This is a genomic window from Calditerrivibrio sp. (genome assembly GCF_049968475.1).
Lineage (GTDB): Bacteria > Chrysiogenota > Deferribacteres > Deferribacterales > Calditerrivibrionaceae > Calditerrivibrio > Calditerrivibrio nitroreducens_A.
In genome coordinates this window covers 65,912-83,775 of sequence record NZ_JBMFQS010000005.1, presented here as the reverse complement: position 1 = coordinate 83,775, position 17,864 = coordinate 65,912, and the positions used below count along the sequence as shown (strand labels likewise).

At 36.8% G+C, this 17,864-nt stretch carries 18 protein-coding genes, 2 tRNA genes and 1 other RNA gene; 3 read left to right on the top strand and 18 right to left on the bottom strand.

Annotation, left to right across the window (positions count from 1 at the left end; translation table 11 throughout):
• Positions 1–64 precede the first annotated feature (64 nt).
• The 6 genes from ACP5Q2_RS05985 to ACP5Q2_RS05960 all read right to left on the bottom strand — a co-directional run bounded on the left by ACP5Q2_RS05985 (position 65) and on the right by ACP5Q2_RS05960 (position 4,956).
• Complete coding sequence (locus ACP5Q2_RS05985; RefSeq protein ID WP_428098209.1) at positions 65–703, bottom strand: TorD/DmsD family molecular chaperone; 639 nt, start codon at positions 701–703, stop codon at positions 65–67.
• Positions 704–800: 97 nt separating this feature from the next.
• Positions 801–1,196: a flagellar basal body-associated FliL family protein gene (locus tag ACP5Q2_RS05980; RefSeq protein WP_428098207.1), complete on the bottom strand. Its 396-nt coding sequence runs from the start codon at positions 1,194–1,196 to the stop codon at positions 801–803.
• A gap of 62 nt (positions 1,197–1,258) precedes the next feature.
• Positions 1,259–1,861 carry a helix-turn-helix domain-containing protein gene (locus tag ACP5Q2_RS05975; RefSeq protein WP_013450930.1) on the bottom strand — a complete coding sequence of 201 codons (603 nt, stop codon included), beginning with the start codon at positions 1,859–1,861 and terminating at the stop codon, positions 1,259–1,261.
• A gap of 101 nt (positions 1,862–1,962) precedes the next feature.
• A complete protein-coding gene (gene selD / locus ACP5Q2_RS05970; RefSeq protein ID WP_428098203.1) occupies positions 1,963–2,991 on the bottom strand; it encodes a selenide, water dikinase SelD in 1,029 nt (342 codons plus the stop codon).
• 13 nt (positions 2,992–3,004) lie between these two features.
• Positions 3,005–3,601, bottom strand: a complete 597-nt coding sequence (gene yedF / locus ACP5Q2_RS05965) for a sulfurtransferase-like selenium metabolism protein YedF (protein WP_428098200.1) — start codon at positions 3,599–3,601, stop codon at positions 3,005–3,007.
• A gap of 47 nt (positions 3,602–3,648) precedes the next feature.
• Positions 3,649–4,956, bottom strand: coding sequence for an aminotransferase class I/II-fold pyridoxal phosphate-dependent enzyme (locus tag ACP5Q2_RS05960; RefSeq protein ID WP_428098337.1), 1,308 nt, complete (start codon positions 4,954–4,956; stop codon positions 3,649–3,651).
• Between the two features lie 134 nt (positions 4,957–5,090).
• Between ACP5Q2_RS05960 and ACP5Q2_RS05955 the strand changes: the two genes are divergently transcribed.
• Positions 5,091–5,597, top strand: coding sequence for a ferritin family protein (locus tag ACP5Q2_RS05955; RefSeq protein WP_428098197.1), 507 nt, complete (start codon positions 5,091–5,093; stop codon positions 5,595–5,597).
• Between the two features lie 88 nt (positions 5,598–5,685).
• Here ACP5Q2_RS05955 and ACP5Q2_RS05950 read toward each other — a convergent pair whose 3' ends face one another.
• From ACP5Q2_RS05950 to ACP5Q2_RS05930, 5 genes are all read right to left on the bottom strand, one after another.
• Positions 5,686–7,353 (bottom strand): putative bifunctional diguanylate cyclase/phosphodiesterase, encoded by a 1,668-nt coding sequence (locus ACP5Q2_RS05950; RefSeq protein WP_428098193.1) that lies wholly within the window; start codon positions 7,351–7,353, stop codon positions 5,686–5,688.
• Between the two features lie 290 nt (positions 7,354–7,643).
• Positions 7,644–7,805: a hypothetical protein gene (locus ACP5Q2_RS05945; protein WP_428098190.1), complete on the bottom strand. Its 162-nt coding sequence runs from the start codon at positions 7,803–7,805 to the stop codon at positions 7,644–7,646.
• The gene (locus ACP5Q2_RS05940; RefSeq protein WP_428098187.1) at positions 7,790–8,095 is read right to left on the bottom strand and encodes a hypothetical protein; all 306 of its coding nucleotides are present in this window, start codon (positions 8,093–8,095) and stop codon (positions 7,790–7,792) included. Before ACP5Q2_RS05940 ends, ACP5Q2_RS05945 begins: the two co-directional genes overlap by 16 nt.
• Before the next feature lie 74 nt (positions 8,096–8,169).
• An RNA gene (gene rnpB, locus ACP5Q2_RS05935) (RNase P RNA component class A) lies at positions 8,170–8,523 on the bottom strand.
• A complete protein-coding gene (locus ACP5Q2_RS05930) occupies positions 8,523–9,164 on the bottom strand; it encodes an endonuclease III domain-containing protein (protein WP_428098184.1) in 642 nt (213 codons plus the stop codon). Before ACP5Q2_RS05930 ends, rnpB begins: the two co-directional genes overlap by 1 nt.
• 44 nt (positions 9,165–9,208) lie before the next feature.
• On the opposite strand from ACP5Q2_RS05930, the gene ACP5Q2_RS05925 reads away from it, so the two are divergent.
• Positions 9,209–9,565 carry a hypothetical protein gene (locus ACP5Q2_RS05925; RefSeq protein ID WP_424605428.1) on the top strand — a complete coding sequence of 119 codons (357 nt, stop codon included), beginning with the start codon at positions 9,209–9,211 and terminating at the stop codon, positions 9,563–9,565.
• A 36-nt stretch (positions 9,566–9,601) separates the two neighbouring features.
• On the top strand, positions 9,602–11,224 hold the full coding sequence (locus ACP5Q2_RS05920; RefSeq protein ID WP_428098181.1) for a methyl-accepting chemotaxis protein: 1,623 nt from the start codon (positions 9,602–9,604) through the stop codon (positions 11,222–11,224).
• A gap of 164 nt (positions 11,225–11,388) precedes the next feature.
• On the opposite strand, the gene ACP5Q2_RS05915 is transcribed toward ACP5Q2_RS05920, so the two are convergent.
• From ACP5Q2_RS05915 to ACP5Q2_RS05885, 7 genes are all read right to left on the bottom strand, one after another.
• Positions 11,389–11,461, bottom strand: a tRNA-Gly gene (locus ACP5Q2_RS05915).
• 320 nt (positions 11,462–11,781) lie between these two features.
• On the bottom strand, positions 11,782–12,126 hold the full coding sequence (locus ACP5Q2_RS05910) for a flagellar protein FlaG (RefSeq protein ID WP_428098178.1): 345 nt from the start codon (positions 12,124–12,126) through the stop codon (positions 11,782–11,784).
• Positions 12,127–12,189: 63 nt separating this feature from the next.
• Positions 12,190–14,556 carry a flagellin gene (locus ACP5Q2_RS05905; RefSeq protein WP_428098175.1) on the bottom strand — a complete coding sequence of 789 codons (2,367 nt, stop codon included), beginning with the start codon at positions 14,554–14,556 and terminating at the stop codon, positions 12,190–12,192.
• Between the two features lie 421 nt (positions 14,557–14,977).
• Positions 14,978–15,068: transfer RNA gene (locus ACP5Q2_RS05900), tRNA-Ser, on the bottom strand.
• A 60-nt stretch (positions 15,069–15,128) separates the two neighbouring features.
• On the bottom strand, positions 15,129–16,184 hold the full coding sequence (locus ACP5Q2_RS05895; RefSeq protein ID WP_428098172.1) for a LysM peptidoglycan-binding domain-containing protein: 1,056 nt from the start codon (positions 16,182–16,184) through the stop codon (positions 15,129–15,131).
• Entirely contained in the window at positions 16,177–16,941 is a 765-nt protein-coding gene (ybgF, locus tag ACP5Q2_RS05890; protein ID WP_424605423.1) for a tol-pal system protein YbgF, read from the bottom strand. Before ybgF ends, ACP5Q2_RS05895 begins: the two co-directional genes overlap by 8 nt.
• Positions 16,942–16,951: 10 nt before the next feature.
• Positions 16,952–17,839, bottom strand: coding sequence for a chemotaxis protein CheV (locus ACP5Q2_RS05885; protein ID WP_428098169.1), 888 nt, complete (start codon positions 17,837–17,839; stop codon positions 16,952–16,954).
• Positions 17,840–17,864 lie beyond the last annotated feature (25 nt).

Here is a 17,864-nt window from a genome sequence, read left to right as displayed (position 1 = left end):
AATACTACCTCCTTTTTTTTAGGCTATTTAGCCTTTTTATTGCTTATTTGTAATATTCAAATTTTCAAATATTTTTTCCACAAAAAAACTCAAAAAACCTATCTAATTCCTCAACAAAGAGACTCAAGAAATCTGAAATAGCTTTAAAATACTCAAGCTTAGCCCCATTCTTTAGCCTTTTACAAAATTCCTCTTTCATAGGTAGCATATAATCTTTCACCACTATAAAAGCTGCAGGCACACTATCCGCATTCCCTTCAGCCATCTTTTTTAGCATGACACTTAAAAACTCCAGCATAACGTAAAGATTGTCCTCTATCTCTTTAATATCCTCTTTGAGGGCAAAACCATGATCCATCATTAATTCCCTGAGCTTAAGAGTGGAATCCCTCAATACAAGCCCTTCTTCAGAAGTATAGACAGAGGAATAAAGCGGAGCCACCACACCTTCCAGATTTGCTTTGAAAAGCCTTACGTACTCCACTTCCATATTTTCCATATCCGGTAGCTTTGGCAATGAAACCCCATACTCTTCAGCCGCAAGCAACTTGAAATCTTCGTAGTAATCTTTTATCGATTTATATACTTCCACAAATGGATATCTATACAAAAGCGATAGATATGCAGCTATATCCGATAGGTAGGCGATATACTCCAAAAAATCCTGCCCATCTTTCTCATCGATCCATTTGGTCTCTTTCATATCAAAAATCAAAATAACCTCTCTTTTTTTTTACATAATAGCAATTTTTAAAATTTTGTAAAGAGTTTTTTTGTATACAATATACAATTTATTCACATTAATCATACACAATAAAATAAGTAAAATATACATCTTTGACAATATCTTTGCCGTAATAACTATTTAAGACTTTTTTTATCTTTAATTTCATCTCCTCTTTCCCTGCCTGTGATTTTATATCTTTTGAATCAGCAAGAGCTTCAGAAATCATCGCTGTTACCCTTTTTCTATCCTCTTCCACCACGAGAGCCGATTTTTCATCTGACAACTCCAAATAAAGGTTAATGTTAGCACTTTTGTACTCATTACTACTTGTACTTACTATGATACCATCAATCTTAACCTTTTGCTTGTTGTAAGGTTTAAGCTGGGCGGTAAATTTTTCCTTATAAATTAAAAAGATTATGATCGAAAGAATTATAAAAATACCAATGATTTTAAAAACTATCTTCATCAGACACCACCTTAAAAGCTATACTTCGATACTTTTTATACTAAAAGTTAACCTAAAAAATTTTACTTATCCTTGCCAGCCTGATTTATCAATGCTTTGATATCTATAGATTTCATACGAATACTGAGTATCTTTGCATCCTTATCGCCCAATGTTTCTGCATAATGGGGAATTTTGGAACTGAAAGATATTGAATCTCCCTCTTCCAATGTCACAACATCATTATTCAAATACATCCTTATCCCCCCTTCTAAGATATACATAAACTCATACCCTTCATGGCTAAAAAGTTTTTTTTCCCTCGGCTCCGATCTAATTGTCACCACAAAAGACTCAAAAATATCGTTGTTTTTTATATGTGCCAGCTCTTCATAGATATACCCATGCTTTGCCCCTTCCCTGTAGGCGATTTTCCTATCATTTTTTTTGACTAAATAGTATTCTTTAAAGTCCAAATCATCTTCAAAGAAGTAAACCATCTTGACATTTAATACCTTTGCAATCTTTGCAAGTGTGGTAATGGGGGGAGTAACCACATTGTTTTCTATCTGTGATATCAGAGCTTTTGAAAAGCCTGTGAAATTTGCCACATCCTGCAAAGTCAGATTCCTCATGTGGCGCAATCTTTTGATCCTTTCCCCGATATTTATATTAAATTCCTCCATACAGACCTCATAAAATTATTATAGTTTAGCATTGCTTAATTTTTTTAAATTGTCAAGCGATTTTAATATTTGAAAGTAACATTGGTATTTAGATTGTAAATCTAAATAAATTTTAAAAAGAGATCATCTTTAATAGGTTTTGCAACACCAATTATGGAAGATTTATAACCGGCATTCATAAGTTCTTCATTCAACTTTAAAGCATCCTTCTCTGAAACGGCCATTAGAAGCCCTCCGGATGTTTGTGGATCAAACATTGCGATTTCTATTGAAATATTTCGATTTAAATAGAGATATTTTCCGGCAAGAAACTGTTTATTGTAATAAGCGCCGGCAGGAATTATACCCATATTGGCAAATTCCAACGTGTTTGGTAAAAAATTAAGCTTATCCACAAAAATTTCAAACAATTTGTTTGAACCCGAAGCCATCTCAAAGGCATGCCCCCCCAGTCCAAATCCGGTAACATCGGTGAGGGCGGAAACATCGTATCTTTTTACGATCTTTGAAGCCTGATAATTTGAAGTGATCATTGTATCAATAACATTCACTTCATCTTCCCTTGATGCAATCTCTCCTTTTACTGCGGTGGATATGATTCCTATACCAAGTGGCTTCGTGTATATGAGAAGATCACCCTCCCTAACACCAACATTTTTGTAATATCTACCATCAGTAATCAGACCTGTCACGGCAAAACCAAGCTTGACCTCCGCATCATCAACTGTATGACCACCAATCAACGAACATTTTACCTTTGTAAACTCATCACACGCCCCCTGCATCATTTCAGATATAATCGACTCATCAATATCACAACTATACATAAGCACAGAAAGGGCATTGATGGGATCACCCCCCATAGCAAAAATATCACTCATGGAATTGATGGCGGATATTCTGCCGAAGGTATAGGGATCATCACAGACAGGCGTAATAAAGTCAACTGTATGAATAAGATACTTATTCTCATCCAATTTAAACACACCGGCATCGTCGTTTGTTTCAAATGCCACAAGGACATTTTCATCCCGATATATTTTCAATCCACCTAAAGCCTTCTGTAAGCCCTCCGGGCTTATCTTGGCGGCTCAGCCGGCAGCTTTCACGAGGTGAGTAAGCTTGATCACCTAAAACCTCATCCTAAACTCTTATTACTTTATCCGCATCAAACAGTCTTCTGGCAACTGTATATGCATCCGTCACAGACCCCACTAAAAGATTTTTGGTATCGATATTGAAGAAATTTAAACAGGTACCACAATTTAGTATCTCCACCCCATCAGCTTCAAGTTCTTTTAAAGCGGACACAATGTCAGACTCCCTTGTGGTTATAAATACACCGGTGTTTACAAATATGATCGTTTTGGGTAGAGGGGATTGCTCCTTGAGATTTTTTAGAAAACCTGCCATCAAAATCTTTCCCAGATCCAGATTTTCATGCCCAATTGTCTCAGCTGTTATAAAAACTACTATATTTTTTGAAGGCTGTGATTCCGATTTCTGATCTGTCTGGGGTAAACTACAGCTAAACCCTTTAGCAACGGTAAATTTAAACTCATTGCCACTTTGATCGATTTCAAAGCTTACACCCTGACTTTCTAAGAATTTTGATACGTTTATCTTCGATACTTCACTATCCACAATGACGGTAAATGTACCTTCGACAATACTGTCAAGATATTTTTTAGTCATAATCACAGGTGTTGGACAAGGTTTCCCTCTTGCATCAATTATCATACACTCACCTCATAGAAAAGGCAGGATATACCCTGCCTTTAGTGTCGTTATTTCCGCAAATCTTTGCATCCTTGATATATTATATTAAAAAGGTCCTCTATATTTTCCACCTCCATACAGGAGAAGGCAATTCTCAAATCGGTTTTATTCACAGAAATTGTGCCCACACCATAATTATTAAGCAGATGAACCCTCAAAGCCTCTGCATCAACATTTTTCAGCTTTAAACACATAAAATAACCGGAATTGAATGGGTAATATACAAACTCATCGTCATATTTACCAGAATTTAAGACCTCTTTGACCCTGTTTGCCCTTTGTTTCATTATCTGATACTTCTCTTCCTTCTGCTTTTTAAAATCTGGATGATTAAGACCGTAAAGGACAAAAGTCTGGGATGGATGAGGGCAGTTTGATATGGTGCCTCTGATTATACCCGCCACTTTTTTCTCAAGGGCGGTAAAGATCCCCGGCTGATCCTTTGTATCGGTGCCACCAAAAGTGATAAAACCTACCCGGAATCCCCAAACATACTCCTCTTTTGTGGCACCATCAAGCTTAATGGCAAGAAGATTTTTAGATCTATTGATAATTTTCCCAAAAAGGGATTCGGTCATTGTATCTTCAAAGAAGAGCCCAAAGTATGCATCATCTGTCACCACGATCAACTTTATCCCTGATTCAGCCAGATTCACAAGTCCATCAGCCATTTTTTGACCTTCCGCCACCGTCGGCATATATCCGGATGGGTTGTTTGGAAAGTTTAATATCAACAATACCTTACCTTTTTTCTCACCCAGTTCTTTAGCTTTGGCAAGCATTGAATCCACATCAAAACCACCTTGCGGAGTAAAGGTATTAAAAGTAACCACCTCTCCACCGCATCTTGTATTAAAGGTCAATCTATAGTTACCCCAGAACATATCAGGAAGCAATACATAGTCCCCTTTATCCACAAACATATCAGCCACGATGCTTAAACCATGTGTCAGAGCATTTGTAACGATGGGTGTACCAAAAAATTTACCTTTCATCGAAGGATTTTCTTCGATCTGTTTCTCCCTCCACTTTTTACGTAAATCAGGTCTACCTGTGGCAGGAGCATAAGGGAAGAGATCTGAAGCCTTAAACGATTTGAGCGGTTCATAGATACAATCTAAATACATCGGTCCACCTTTTTCAGTGGCGATACCAATTGTGGCATTGTACTTATATGCCTTTTCTTTTGCTTCGGCAGATTGTGTCAAAATCCCTTTTGGGAAATATAGATTTTTACCAAGTTCGGAAAGCATATCCAGTACAGCAGGATTTTCTGAAACTATAATATCATTTAATTCTTTAGCCAATGGGTTCATCATAAACCTCCGGGAATTTTTATATCATATTAAAATATTTTGAACAATTATGCAATATTTTATTGAAAAAAGAATTTTTGCGGTTATAATATCATCAGCATAAAACATAATTATAATAATCTAAGGAGGTCATGATGCCTACAGAACTTATGAAAGCTTTGAAAACTGCTTATGAAGCTGAAAAAGAGGGTTTGCGAGCTTATTTGAAGTATGCAAAACAAACAAAGGTTGGTACCGGCAAAAATATGTTTATTCAGCTTGCCCTGGACGAAATTGATCACATGGAACTCATAGAAAAATTTACCGAAAAAATTATGGCTGGTCAGCCAATAGAGCAGATAAACGTTCCGAAAGGAAGACTTTCTAAATTCATGCCTTCCATAAAAGATTTGAAATTTGCAGAAAAATCTGAGCTTGCGGATGAGGATGCATTGAAAGTGGCCTTAACCCACGAAGAAAAAGCTATGAACTTTTATATCAATGAGGCAAGTAAAGCCACAGACCCAAAGGTAAAAGATTTCTTCAATAAACTGGCAGAGGTTGAAAAAAAGCATTTCGAGATTATAAAAGCAGAAGTAGATTTTATGAGTAGAGATGGCTTCTGGTTTGATACTCAGGAGTTTACAGTAGAGGAAAACTAATCTAAACTAACAACAAAAGTGCCGTGTCGAAAAATATTTAAGACACAGCACCCTGAAATTTTAAGTCATCTTACACTGAAAAAATCCTTTATTTATTAGACTTTAATTTTAAAAGTATATCATCAAAAGGTAAAGGTTTGCTAAAATAATACCCCTGAACAAAATCAGATCCAAGAGATTTTAACATATCGTATTGTTCTTTTGTCTCCACCCCTTCGGCAATCGTCTTCATTCCGACACCCTTTGCAAGCTCTATGATCGACTTAACTATGGCATATGTTTTTTTACACTCAATCATTCTCCAAACAAAAGACATATCAATTTTCAAAAAATCCACTTGCATCTTAGCTATGTAACTAAGGGAAGAATAGCCAGTACCAAAATCATCTATTTCGAGAACAAATCCCAGCTCTTTTAACTTATTTAGAATACTTATAATTTTATCAACTCTTTCTGCGAAGACTCTTTCTGTTATCTCAATACTTATAAATCTTCTCAACTCTTCAGAAACCTTTTCACACAGCTCAATTATACTACCATTTCTAAATGAGTTTACACTTATGTTGATAGAAATATTTAGATTTCCACCAGTTTCATCTGAAATACGGCCCATATAGTTTAAAACCTTTTCGAATAATATACGCTCAAAATCGGCTAAAAAACTGCTATTTTCCAAAAAATTGATAAACTTATCAGGATATATTAGCCCCATTGTTGGGTGTTTTATCCTAACAAGAGCCTCCAACGAAACTATTTTTAAACTATTTGTATCATAAATTGGCTGAAAATAAAAAACGAACCACCTATTGTCTATAGCTTCTTTTACTAGATGGTAGGTATTAACAAAATCGGTTACCTCTTTATTGATATTATCGTTATAAAATCTAAAAATAGGATTAGGATTCTTTTTAGCAAGATTAAGTGCCAGCTCGGCTTTATGCAGGCTATCTTCAACGGAGATATCCGATTGCTGCAAAACCTTTACCCCAATCTTGATGTCAAATACAATTTCATTGACATTTTCTATACTAAAAGGGGATTTACAAACATGAATTATTTCAGTTATCATGTTCTTCAGTTCATTGATATTAAGAAAAATATTAAAAATAGCAAATACATCCCCACCTATTCTGGCCACTATAGAATCTCCACCAAATCTATCCGCTAATCTTTTGCCAAAGAGCTTCAGGAGATCATTACAAACACTGATGCCATATACCTCATTAAAATGTGAGAAATTGACAATATCGATAACTATTATTGCCATACCAATTTCGATATTTTTATAATTTTTAATGCTCCTATTAATTTCGTAAATAAAGCCCGCCCTATTCAGCAACCATGTGGAAGTATCCTGATACTTAAACTTTTTTATCTCATCCAAAAGATCCATCTCTCTTGAGATATCTTTTGCTATGGATAAAAACTTTACTACCTTACCATCCTGTTTGATCGGTAAAATAGTATGCAAAATCTGGAAAAAAGTCCCATCTTTTTTCTTATTTATCAGAGCCTTTTTGTACACCTGACCACTCAGTATTGTATTCCATAGTTTTTCGTAATCCGCACGTGTATAGAGACCTGACTTGAAAATAGATGGTTTTTGACCTAGTATCTCCTCTTTTTTATAACCGCTTATCACCTCTACAGCATTGTTTGCATACATAATGACGCCATCGATATCAGTAAGGATAACCCAATCGCTTGTATATTCTATAGCCAAAAAAAGATACTCTTTAAGTAACCGCTTATCCATAGATGAACTCACATCAATATTTTTAATATTTTAGATTATACCATAAAAAATACAGATTGCAACATTCATCGAACTAACGTAACCATCTTTTTTTAATTATGAAGGGTGAAAGTCCTACAATCCTGTTTTTTATCATAGATATACTTCTTTACATTCAGGATGTAGGATTTGCTATCTTTAAGCTCAGCTAAACTAAAGGACTGTTAGCATAAATTCTTACATGAAAATGAAAAAACTATACCTTATAAGATTCAAGAAAAAACTTCATCAAATTTATCAGAGTGGATCCTTTAAGGCTTTCTTAAAAAAAGAAATCCTTTATTAAATTCAGGGTGTTGCTTCAAATTACTATCAGCCTGGCCACTTATTACTATCGTTTTCAGTTTCAAAAATTTTTCTCTTGCTTTTTCAAAAAGTTCAAGACCGTTGCCATCCTTTAAGATATAATCCACGATAATGAAATCGAGTTCATTATATGTTTTGGTATGCCTGGTCCATTCTCTTCCACTTCAATAACAGCATACTGACCATCCGTATAACCTCTGGCTATTATCCTCTTATGTTCTGTTTCGACCTCTTCAAGAGCATGGGCAGCATTAACAATTAAATTTATCAAAACCTGAACGATCTCTGTCTTACTGCACACTACCTCCACATCCTCATTGATATCTTTCTCAACCTGGGCAACATGTTTTGTTTTATTGTGTGTTATTGTAAGAGACTCATCAATTATTTCCGACATTAAATTATAGCAACAGAAAAAGATTATTCAACTTTTTTATAAAAAAAATAAATGATTGACATATCAAGAATAGTATCAGCAGGTGGAAATAAGCCGGATTCTGTCGAGTGCAGTTATTTATCTTGTTTAGTCATTGCTGACTAAATCCTGCTGCCTACCCGTAGGCATCGGGCGGGTCACCCTCAAACGCCTACCTATTTGGCATTGCACCTGATGGGGTTTGCCGTGCCTCCTATCCTCACGGAAGGAGCGGTGGGCTCTTACCCCACCTTTTCACCCTTACCCAACATCTGATATCAGATACCGGGCGGTATATTTTCTGTGGCACTTTCCCTCGCCTTTTGGCGGGTCGCCGTTAGCGACCATCATACCCTATGGTGTCCGGACTTTCCTCTGTGCAAAAACACAGCAACTGCATATCCACCTGCTATTTATTCAATATAGTTTTTTTGCATATTTTTGCAATAGGACACCCTTCACAGATCGGTTTTGATCTACAGTAATTTTTAGAGTTTTCCACTATCAGTGCGTGGTAATGGCGATAAATATTTAGATCATGAGGTAAAAGCTTCATGATATTTTTCTGGAAAATATCATACTTCTCAGGCCATCCCACCCCCACCCTATTAAACATCCGCATCGTATACTTATCTATGACAAAGATAGGATGTTCGCAGGCATAAAGCAAAATCGAATCAGCCGTTTCTTTACCAATACCTTTCAATGATAGCAAGATATTTCGAGCATCTGAAGTTTTAAATCTATCGAGATATTTTATATCTCCAGAGTACTCCACAGAAACAAATTTTGAAAATATCTTAAGTCTCTCAGCTTTTTGGTTATAAAATCCGGATGGTTTTATCAGTAGCTTTAATTCATCTATGTCTAATCTCAAAAGCTCTTCCGGATTAAGATCAATCTTTTTTTTCAGATTTTGAATTGACAGCTCAACATTGTTCCATGAAGTATTCTGGGTAAGTATCGCCCCCACCGCCACTTCAAAAGGGGTCTCCGCCGGCCACCACCCCAGATCACCATATCTATTGTACAACAAATTATATATATACATAATAAAATCTTGACTAATTGGCATTTTAGATTTAAAAAACCTCCATGTTTGATATAAATAGCCTGGATATCGAGATAAAACAGCTCAAAGCGGACACCCTTTCAGAATACGGTAAAAAAGTAGAAATTGCAATAGAGATGCTGAAAAAAAATAAAAGGATTCTCATCAGGGAAAGAAAAATATCTGATAAACTGAATAAAAAAATCTCAAAATCCCCTTTTTTCAAGAGAAATCGACTAAAAGAATTGAAACAGAGAGTTGATAAAAAGATAAAAAAACTTGAATTAGATATTGAAAGACTGAAAGAATTAAAAGCTAAATATATAAATGACTACAAAACACATAGGGAATATCTGGGGCTGTATGACCATGATTTTATTGACAAATTTTATCATAAATAATACAATATATCTATTAGAATAAAAAGGAGTTATCTTATGAACAAAGGGAGTCTGAAGAAAAAAATCACATTCTCATTTCTCTTTTTAACAATTATTGTAATTTTAGTACAGGGTTTCACTGTTTATGAATTGTTTAGAGTCAAAAATGACATCACCAATCTTATTGAAGATCACTATTTCAAAGTAGACAAAGCAGATGATATCCTTAATAGAGTATATTCTATTGGGATAGAACTGAGGGATGCGGTTTTGAGTTATCATATGGGCGATTCAAAAGAGCATATAAAATTGATTGAAAAGCTAAGAGATGAGATTTTGGAAATCTTAAAAATTATCGAGCCAAAATTGGATGATCCTAAGGAAAAAGAGCTCTTTCAAAATATTCCCAAACGAAGAGAGCTATATAATAAAACCCAGAAAAGAATCATACAGCTCATCAATGAGGGGAATATAGAGGTGGCAAATGCGGAAATAGCAAATATTGTCCCTCCCTTATATAATGAATATAAAAAAGCTATAGAAGATTTTACAACATATCAAAATAATATAATGGTAGAGAAAAATAAAGATGCAGCTAAGTCTATAAAACTCTTATCCAATATAATGTGGTCAACATCTATTGTTTATATCATACTATTTATTATCATAGGCTTTTCCACCGTCAAAACTGTATTTAAACCTCTTGGTGGTGATCCGGAGCTTATGAAGGAGATGCTGAAAAAAATATCCGAAGGTGACTTCACTTTAAAGATAGACAACCCAGCACCAGAAAGTCTCCTAGACTATACAGACAGAATGATAAAAGAATTATCCACTATAATAGGAAACGTAAGATCATCCGCAGATACCATATCAGCAGCATCAGAACAGCTTCACAGCACATCAGTAGAAAATAAAAATTCCATATCAGAGCAAAACGACAGGGCAAACCAGATTGCCACTGCTGCAGAAGAGATGACCCAGACAGTATCCGGTATAGCAATGAACGCCACAGAGATGTCCACTGCCGCAGATCACACTGCTGAGCTGGCGATCAAGGGTAAAAATGTGGTAAACAAAACCACAAACGAGGTGCAGGCAATTGCAGACACTGTTCTTGAGACATCAAAAGTAGTGGCCAATCTCGGTGAGAAATCACAGCAGATAGGTGAAATAGCAAACGTGATCAGAGATATCGCCGATCAGACAAACCTTCTTGCTCTGAATGCAGCAATAGAAGCTGCGAGGGCTGGTGAGCATGGAAGGGGGTTTGCTGTGGTGGCAGACGAAGTAAGAAAGCTTGCCGAAAGAACACAATCCGCCACATCAGAAATAGACCAGATGATAAGAGGTATTCAAAAAGAGGTAAATATTGCCGTGGAAAAGATGGATGCCGGTGTCCATAAGGTGGATGAGGGTGTTGAGCTTTCAAAGGAAGCAATAGATGCCCTTGATAAGATAGTAGTAGAGGTATCAAACTTGCAGAATAAGATCATGCAGGTGGCGTCATCTGTGGAGCAGATGAGCAAGGTATCAGACCAGGTGGCGGTGGATATCAACACACTTGCAACCTCCCTCAATAATTCAAACCTAAGTGCTGATGAAGTGATGAATGCCGCAGATAACCTTGGCCGCCTTGCCAATGAGCTATTGAGTTTGATTAAAAAGTTTAGAGTATAATTTTTAACATATTTAGATCTGAAAAGGTGGGATATCGTATACGTATACCCACCTTTTTTTATACCTGTAGGGGTGAACCTATCTGTTCGCACCAAAACATATTCACATAAATTTGTCCTTGTAGAATACAACCTAGTTAGATATACAATTTTAGGAATAAAAAAAGCGGGTGGCGGGACTCGAACCCGTGACCCTCAGCTTGGGAAGCTGATGCTCTACCAACTGAGCTACACCCGCATGTTGAGTGGATATTATACATTTATTTCTTTTTTGTCAATAGCTTTCTTGTTGCCGTCATTAAATTTTTTGCCCCCAATATCTTTCATTTTGATATTGTAGAGACAAATCTACATATTTGCCCTATCCTACATGTTTGCCACCACATACTTTATTGTGGTAGACAGATAGGTCTGCCCTTACTGGTTCGACCATACATTTGTGTTTGTCATGATTTACTTGTGGCTGACCCTACATATCATAAAAAACAAAAACCCCCTATTTACATTTATGTAAGTAGGGGGAGGGATTTTTTTATCCTTATCCTTCATAGGCTGGTCCTATGATTTGCTATCAAAGAGTAATCCGATCATCTCTTTTATATTCTTGCTGATCCTCAGAGCATCCTCTGATGGTATCTGCCTTATCACCTCATTCTTGTCTGTATCGAGTATCTTTACCACCACCTGCTCTGTATCCTTATCTATCACAAACTGCCTTTGTATATTCATACTTTTGAAAGCATCATTTATCTCACCAACAGCTTTTTTCAGTTCTTTTTCAGAGGCTTCTTTCTGCTTACCTACCTGCAGCCCAATCGATTCTGCTTTTTTTGGCTGTTGTGAGGTAATCTGAGGATCCTTTGAAAATATATCAACGGTAACTGTTTTTAAAGCCTCCATCATATACCATCACCTGCCTTTTTAAAATGTAGGAAGGGGGGATCCCCCTTCTCTACGAAACCTTTACTACCTCAGAAGCTGAAGTGCCAACTGTGGAAGCTGATTAGCTTGAGCAAGCATTGCAGTACCAGACTGATTAAGTATCTGCCATCTTGTGAAGGTAGCCATTTCAGCAGCCACGTCAAGGTCACGTATCCTGGATTCAGCAGCAACTAAGTTTTCTTTTGTTACATTCAGGTTACTGATAGCGTATTCAAGTCTATTGACCTGAGCACCTATTGTAGCTCTCATGCTTGATACATTTTCTATTGCTTTATCTATTTTGGTAATAGATTTTTGAGCAAGATCCTGACTGATCACATAGACATCATCGAGACCTAAAGATTTTGTGTCAAGCTGCGTAATATATGCATCAATGGTTTGACCTTCGTTTGCACCTATTTGAAGCTGAGTGGCATTGTCAACAAGGTGAAGCTTCATTGAAACAGTACCATTCATTGAAGCAAAAGATAGTTTCTTAGTAGTACTATTCCATGAACTATCTACATCCACGCTACTACTAATTTTTACATCAACACCTTTAATGATATTTTTCAAAGTGTAGTCTCCCACTACATCAGAGCCTATGGTTTCACCTGTGTGGGCGTTGGTAACTGTAACGGTAAGCTCAGAGTTTTTACCTTCCTGGATAGTAGCAAGTGACAGTCCATCTATCAAAGTCTGATCACCTATAAAAGATAGTCTACTATCTTCACCAAGTAATGCAGACTGAATTACGAATGTTCCAGCCACAGCTTGAGGTGTACCAGATGTTGCAGTCTTGACATAATCTACTAAATGATCATTTACATTAACATTGCCATCATTACCCATTCCAAGACCATCTTTGATTGCATTTGTAAGCTTATCTTCGAAATCTTTTATAGTGTCGTTCCCTTCTAAGTAGATGGTTGTCTGTTTACCATTACCATATATTGTAAGAGCTTGAGTATTATCAAAGATATTTCTACCATCAGCGTTTACAAACCTTGCAATATCTTTTAGCTGTGTAAAATCTGTAGCTCTATCCCCAGGACCAGCAACTTCAAATGTCAAAGTTCCACTTTGTGCGGGAAGCATTTTGCCCATTTCCAGATTAAAAGAACCATAGTTTATAGATCCATTAGCAGTATTGATCTCTCCAACGTAGTAGGTTTTAGACTTGTATTCGGTAGAGGAAACAAAGTTTGCCACTTCAAGTTTTATGTTACTCTTACCATAAGAATCTGTAAATTGTATCTGTGCAGAACCATTTGTAGCAGTACCTGCAACATCTACATTACTAGAATTTGCCACCCAGAACAATGCTCTGTCACCTGCTCTTACGGTTGCTCCAGCACTTGCACCTAAATCAAACCCAATGTTATTCCCACCAACAGTTATATCACCTGATGTGACGATAGTATTATTATCAGTATCTACATATACATTGACATTTTGCCAGTCTGAAAGAGTCCCTGTATTTGCATCGTAAAACCTAACTCTAATTGCTGAAGCAACTGTACCCGTAGTACCTGCTGTTGATGAAAAATTTGCGAGTGCTTCAATTTCATAGTAACCAGAATTGGCTATATTTAAAGCATTAGTCATACCTGAAGTGTTTATTCCCAGGTCATTGCTTGCCAATGTTGAACTAGTATCAGCATTATACACACCTACCGCCCCTGAATAACCGGTATAAGCAGCACTATCTAAATTTGTTGTTGTTACTGTAAGTTTGTAATCTTTTGTACTATCGTTTATAGTGCTATTTAATCCATTGACATTTGTAATTCTTCTTGCCGAAATTTGATTTTGACCTTCTACAAATTCAGCTGCATAGGCTCCATCTTTCAGAGTCATTACATCTGTTTTGTAGATGTAGTTTTGGCCAGGGTTGGCATCAACTTTTATATCGTAGTTCCCTTCAGCTACTCTACCTCTGATAATCGCTGTTAATTTATTGCTATCTGCTGACCAAAGGGCTGTTGAATCACCGTTTAAAAGTTTTTTAGTGTTGAACTCTGTGGATGCAGAGATACGATTTATCTCCTGCTTTAGTTGATCCATTTCATCTTGGATATATTTGCGGTCGTTGGTGGTGTAGATACCGTTTGAAGCCTGAACTGCAAGCTCCCTCATCCTTTGAAGGATGCTGTGCACTTCGCCCATTGCACCTTCTGCAGTTTGCAGCATTGATATACCGTCCTGAGCATTCATTGCTGCCCTTTTAAGACCGCTTATCTGTCCCCTTAATTTTTCAGAAATTGCAAGCCCTGATGCATCATCAGATGCATGGTTTATCCTCAAACCAGAGGAAAGTTTTTCAAGGGATTTAGCTAAATTTGTGTTGGATATACCAACATATCTTTGAGCTGTCAAAGATGGGATATTGTTGTAAATTATCATTGCCATAACATACCTCCATGTTTTGTTTTTATTTGGGCTTCCCTGCCCATATTTAAATTTTCTTCGTTTTCTCTCTTAACCTACTACTAAACTCTACTACATCTACTAACCTCTACTACATCTACAACCTTTTCTAACCTCTACTAACCTTTTTCCATCACCTCCTGCATCTATCTTTTTGCCCAGATTATCTCTGTGACTATTTTAGACTTTTGCAAACAAAAAAGGCCGATGCGGTTATTCACCAGCATCGGCCTGATTGTTTCAGCACCTTTTATAGCTATTTCAAACAACTCGGGGTTTTTAAACCCATCTTTCTTTTCTTAATCTACCTATCGTAACAAAATCGAAAAACTTTAGAATTTTTTTTGACACCCAAAAAAATTTATGAGGATTTGCGTCTGAAAAAAAAGAAGATGATAAAATATGGCGGAGGAGGTAGGATTCGAACCCACGGTGGGCTATCAACCCACGCCTGTTTTCAAGACAGGTGCCTTAAACCACTCGGCCACTCCTCCGTCTTGGGGGACTAGATTTCTACATTATTTTTTAGATTTTTGCAAGCACTTTTTTCAAAACTATTGTACCGCCACCATGTCAAGGGACACCATGTCCCCCTCCATAATCTCCTGATTGTTTGAAAGGATCGCAAGCGTAGCATACCTATCCTGAGCGTACACCACCACACCTTCCCCCACAACAATTCTATTTTTAAAACCACCTTCCACCACATACCTATAAATGGAAAAAATATCTCCTGGCTTTATTCCGCTATTCTTACCAATATTTAAAACTGCAGTATAGCCCTGACCGGACATGGAGGAGTTGTGTTGCATACCTATTATGACCCCTTTTTTATCAAGATCGGTTTTTAGAAATTCCACAGGCATTGGAAAGTCATTTTTTATATAGTCCACCACTTTTAGCCCACTTCTAATGGCGTCGTATACTTTTGTGGCTCTTATTTGATAGCTGTTTCCACTTTTTTTATAAACCACCCCTTCTCCAGCATAACTATACACCACAAACTTATCCTCTGATTTTAATGGCTCAAGGAATACCACTTTATCTCCCACCAGAAAGCTTTTTTCAGAGACTACATACACGATATCACCATCCGCAGCATTGAATTTACCATCCTGTATACTCACCACCTCTGAATTGATAGGTGACTCAAATACCAATTCATACTGCCCATCTTTATAAAAGCCCAACACCCTCTTAATATGTTCAAACTTCTCATTATCTTTTATGTCCGTGGAGGTTTGTTTGGTAACACCCAAAATATTTAATGTATCTGGATCCTCTTTTAAAGCTATGGCATTTTCCAGGGTAAATTCACCTACTGCATCAGTCAATCTTTCAAACTTAGATAGGTCTATCTCCGCATAAGCTGTGTTTTTTTTCTCTGCTTTGGATTTCAGAGGTATGGCGACAAACTTTTTAGGATATATCAGATCCGGATTACTGATGTAAGTATTGTACTTCCAGATTACAGACCATTTAAAAGGATTTTTATAAAACCTCTTGGATATACCCCAGAGGGTATCACCCTTTCTGATCTCATAATTTATATCCGCAAATGCAAGGCCTGATAACAAAAAAATAGCCAGGAGATAGGCCAACCTATTCATCTTTTACTCCCCATTCTTTTAGCTTGCTTTTGGCTGTATTTGCAATATCTGAATATTTAAAATTTAAAATAAGCTTTTTAAGTATATCCACCGCTTCATCTCTTTTCCCCAATTTATCAAGGGTAACTCCTAACTTGTACATAGCGTCCGGGACTTTATTCTCCTGAGGATAATTTTCTATAACATTTTTAAACGACTCAGCAGCTTTTTCTAAGTTATTGAGATTTAAATAGCTTTCACCCATCCAGTAAAGGGCATTGTCCGCGAGGGAATCGGTCGGAAATCGCACCGTAAAAGATCTAAATTTATCAATACTCTCCTCATAACGTCCACTTTTGTAAAGCTCCATTGCCAGATTGTACAGAGTAGTCTTGTCTGCTATATTATCCTCTATATATACCTTGTTTGAATCAGCTTGGGAAGATTGTATCTTCTGTTGAACCTGATCTGACTTTTGGGCTTTAGATTGGGGCAACTGGGCTTCGATAGCTTTTATCTTATCACTCAACCTCGTCTCCATCGATTTTAGATCAGACTTCAGCGTAATTACAGCCTCTGCATTGAGTCTTATATCCTCATTTACGGTCTTTATTTTTCGATCCTGCTCCGCAATACCAGTTTTAAGTTCTGCAATCTCTTTTTTCAATTCCATATTCTGACTGTTAAGATCACTTACACTTTTTTTCAAGAGAGCTATATCTTCGGTGGCACAGGCACACAAAAACAAAACGGGCAAGAGGTAAATAAATTTTTTCATCAGCATCTCCTTACAAAACTAATTTATCAAGTGTATTTATCATTATACTCATATCAGGCTTACCTATGAAGGCATTTGCCCCAATCCCCAGCACTTTTTTTTCATTCTCCTCACTGGCAAGAGATGAAAATACTACAATGGGTATATTCTTAAATCTATCAGTACTACGCAATGTTTTTATTAAAAAGGTACCATCGGCCACCGGCATCTCAAGATCCGTTACAATTATGTCTGGATTCGATTTATCAATTGCATTGAGTAATTTTTTACCATTCTCAAAAGCAGTTACCCTGTAGCCGGCACTTTCGAGATTCCTCACCAAAAGCTTTCGGATTACGTCGGAGTCCTCCGCAAGGAATACATGTTTTTTAGATCTTAAAGTTGATTTAGAATAATCTATCTCCACGTTCACCATCTTTGTATTGGGGTTTATCTCAGAAACGATCTTTTCAAAATCCAGAAGCTGCACAAGTCTGTTGTTTATATTCACCACCCCCAATACAGAATTGGCCAGCTGAAAATCTGAAATGGTGGCATAATCTTTTATGTCAGCCCAGGTTACTCTGTGGATGCGTGTTATATCATCCACTATAAATCCGTTGTATTGAAGATTGAAATAGGTGATTATCACCTTTGCGGTGGAAGGGTCGTAGTCATATTTAATATTGAGCCAGTAGGCAAGATTGATTATGGGAATGATCTTATTCCGGACGTTTGCCGTGCCAACTATAGCCGGATGTGCCTCCGGAACATGTATCACCTCAGGAAACTTTATGATCTCCCGCACTTTTGCCACATTAATACCATAGTAATTATCTCTCGCACCTCTGATAATAAACTCAACCACCTCAAACTCATTCGTACCCACTTCAAGTAAAATATTGTGATCTAACGCCATAACACCCCCTTAGATACAATATATC

Bases quoted from the DNA above. Each gene is read 5' to 3' on its own strand.
- ACP5Q2_RS05985 (WP_428098209.1), bottom strand. From the start codon at position 703: ATGAAAGAGACCAAATGGATCGATGAGAAAGATGGGCAGGATTTTTTG.
- ACP5Q2_RS05980 (WP_428098207.1), bottom strand. From the start codon at position 1,196: ATGAAGATAGTTTTTAAAATCATTGGTATTTTTATAATTCTTTCGATC.
- ACP5Q2_RS05975 (WP_013450930.1), bottom strand. From the start codon at position 1,861: ATGGAGGAATTTAATATAAATATCGGGGAAAGGATCAAAAGATTGCGC.
- yedF (WP_428098200.1), bottom strand. From the start codon at position 3,601: ATGATAATTGATGCAAGAGGGAAACCTTGTCCAACACCTGTGATTATG.
- ACP5Q2_RS05960 (WP_428098337.1), bottom strand. From the start codon at position 4,956: ATGAACCCATTGGCTAAAGAATTAAATGATATTATAGTTTCAGAAAAT.
- ACP5Q2_RS05955 (WP_428098197.1), top strand. From the start codon at position 5,091: ATGCCTACAGAACTTATGAAAGCTTTGAAAACTGCTTATGAAGCTGAA.
- ACP5Q2_RS05950 (WP_428098193.1), bottom strand. From the start codon at position 7,353: ATGGATAAGCGGTTACTTAAAGAGTATCTTTTTTTGGCTATAGAATAT.
- ACP5Q2_RS05940 (WP_428098187.1), bottom strand. From the start codon at position 8,095: ATGTCGGAAATAATTGATGAGTCTCTTACAATAACACACAATAAAACA.
- ACP5Q2_RS05930 (WP_428098184.1), bottom strand. From the start codon at position 9,164: ATGTATATATATAATTTGTTGTACAATAGATATGGTGATCTGGGGTGG.
- ACP5Q2_RS05925 (WP_424605428.1), top strand. From the start codon at position 9,209: ATGTTTGATATAAATAGCCTGGATATCGAGATAAAACAGCTCAAAGCG.
- ACP5Q2_RS05920 (WP_428098181.1), top strand. From the start codon at position 9,602: ATGAACAAAGGGAGTCTGAAGAAAAAAATCACATTCTCATTTCTCTTT.
- ACP5Q2_RS05910 (WP_428098178.1), bottom strand. From the start codon at position 12,126: ATGATGGAGGCTTTAAAAACAGTTACCGTTGATATATTTTCAAAGGAT.
- ACP5Q2_RS05905 (WP_428098175.1), bottom strand. From the start codon at position 14,556: ATGGCAATGATAATTTACAACAATATCCCATCTTTGACAGCTCAAAGA.
- ACP5Q2_RS05895 (WP_428098172.1), bottom strand. From the start codon at position 16,184: ATGAATAGGTTGGCCTATCTCCTGGCTATTTTTTTGTTATCAGGCCTT.
- ybgF (WP_424605423.1), bottom strand. From the start codon at position 16,941: ATGAAAAAATTTATTTACCTCTTGCCCGTTTTGTTTTTGTGTGCCTGT.
- ACP5Q2_RS05885 (WP_428098169.1), bottom strand. From the start codon at position 17,839: ATGGCGTTAGATCACAATATTTTACTTGAAGTGGGTACGAATGAGTTT.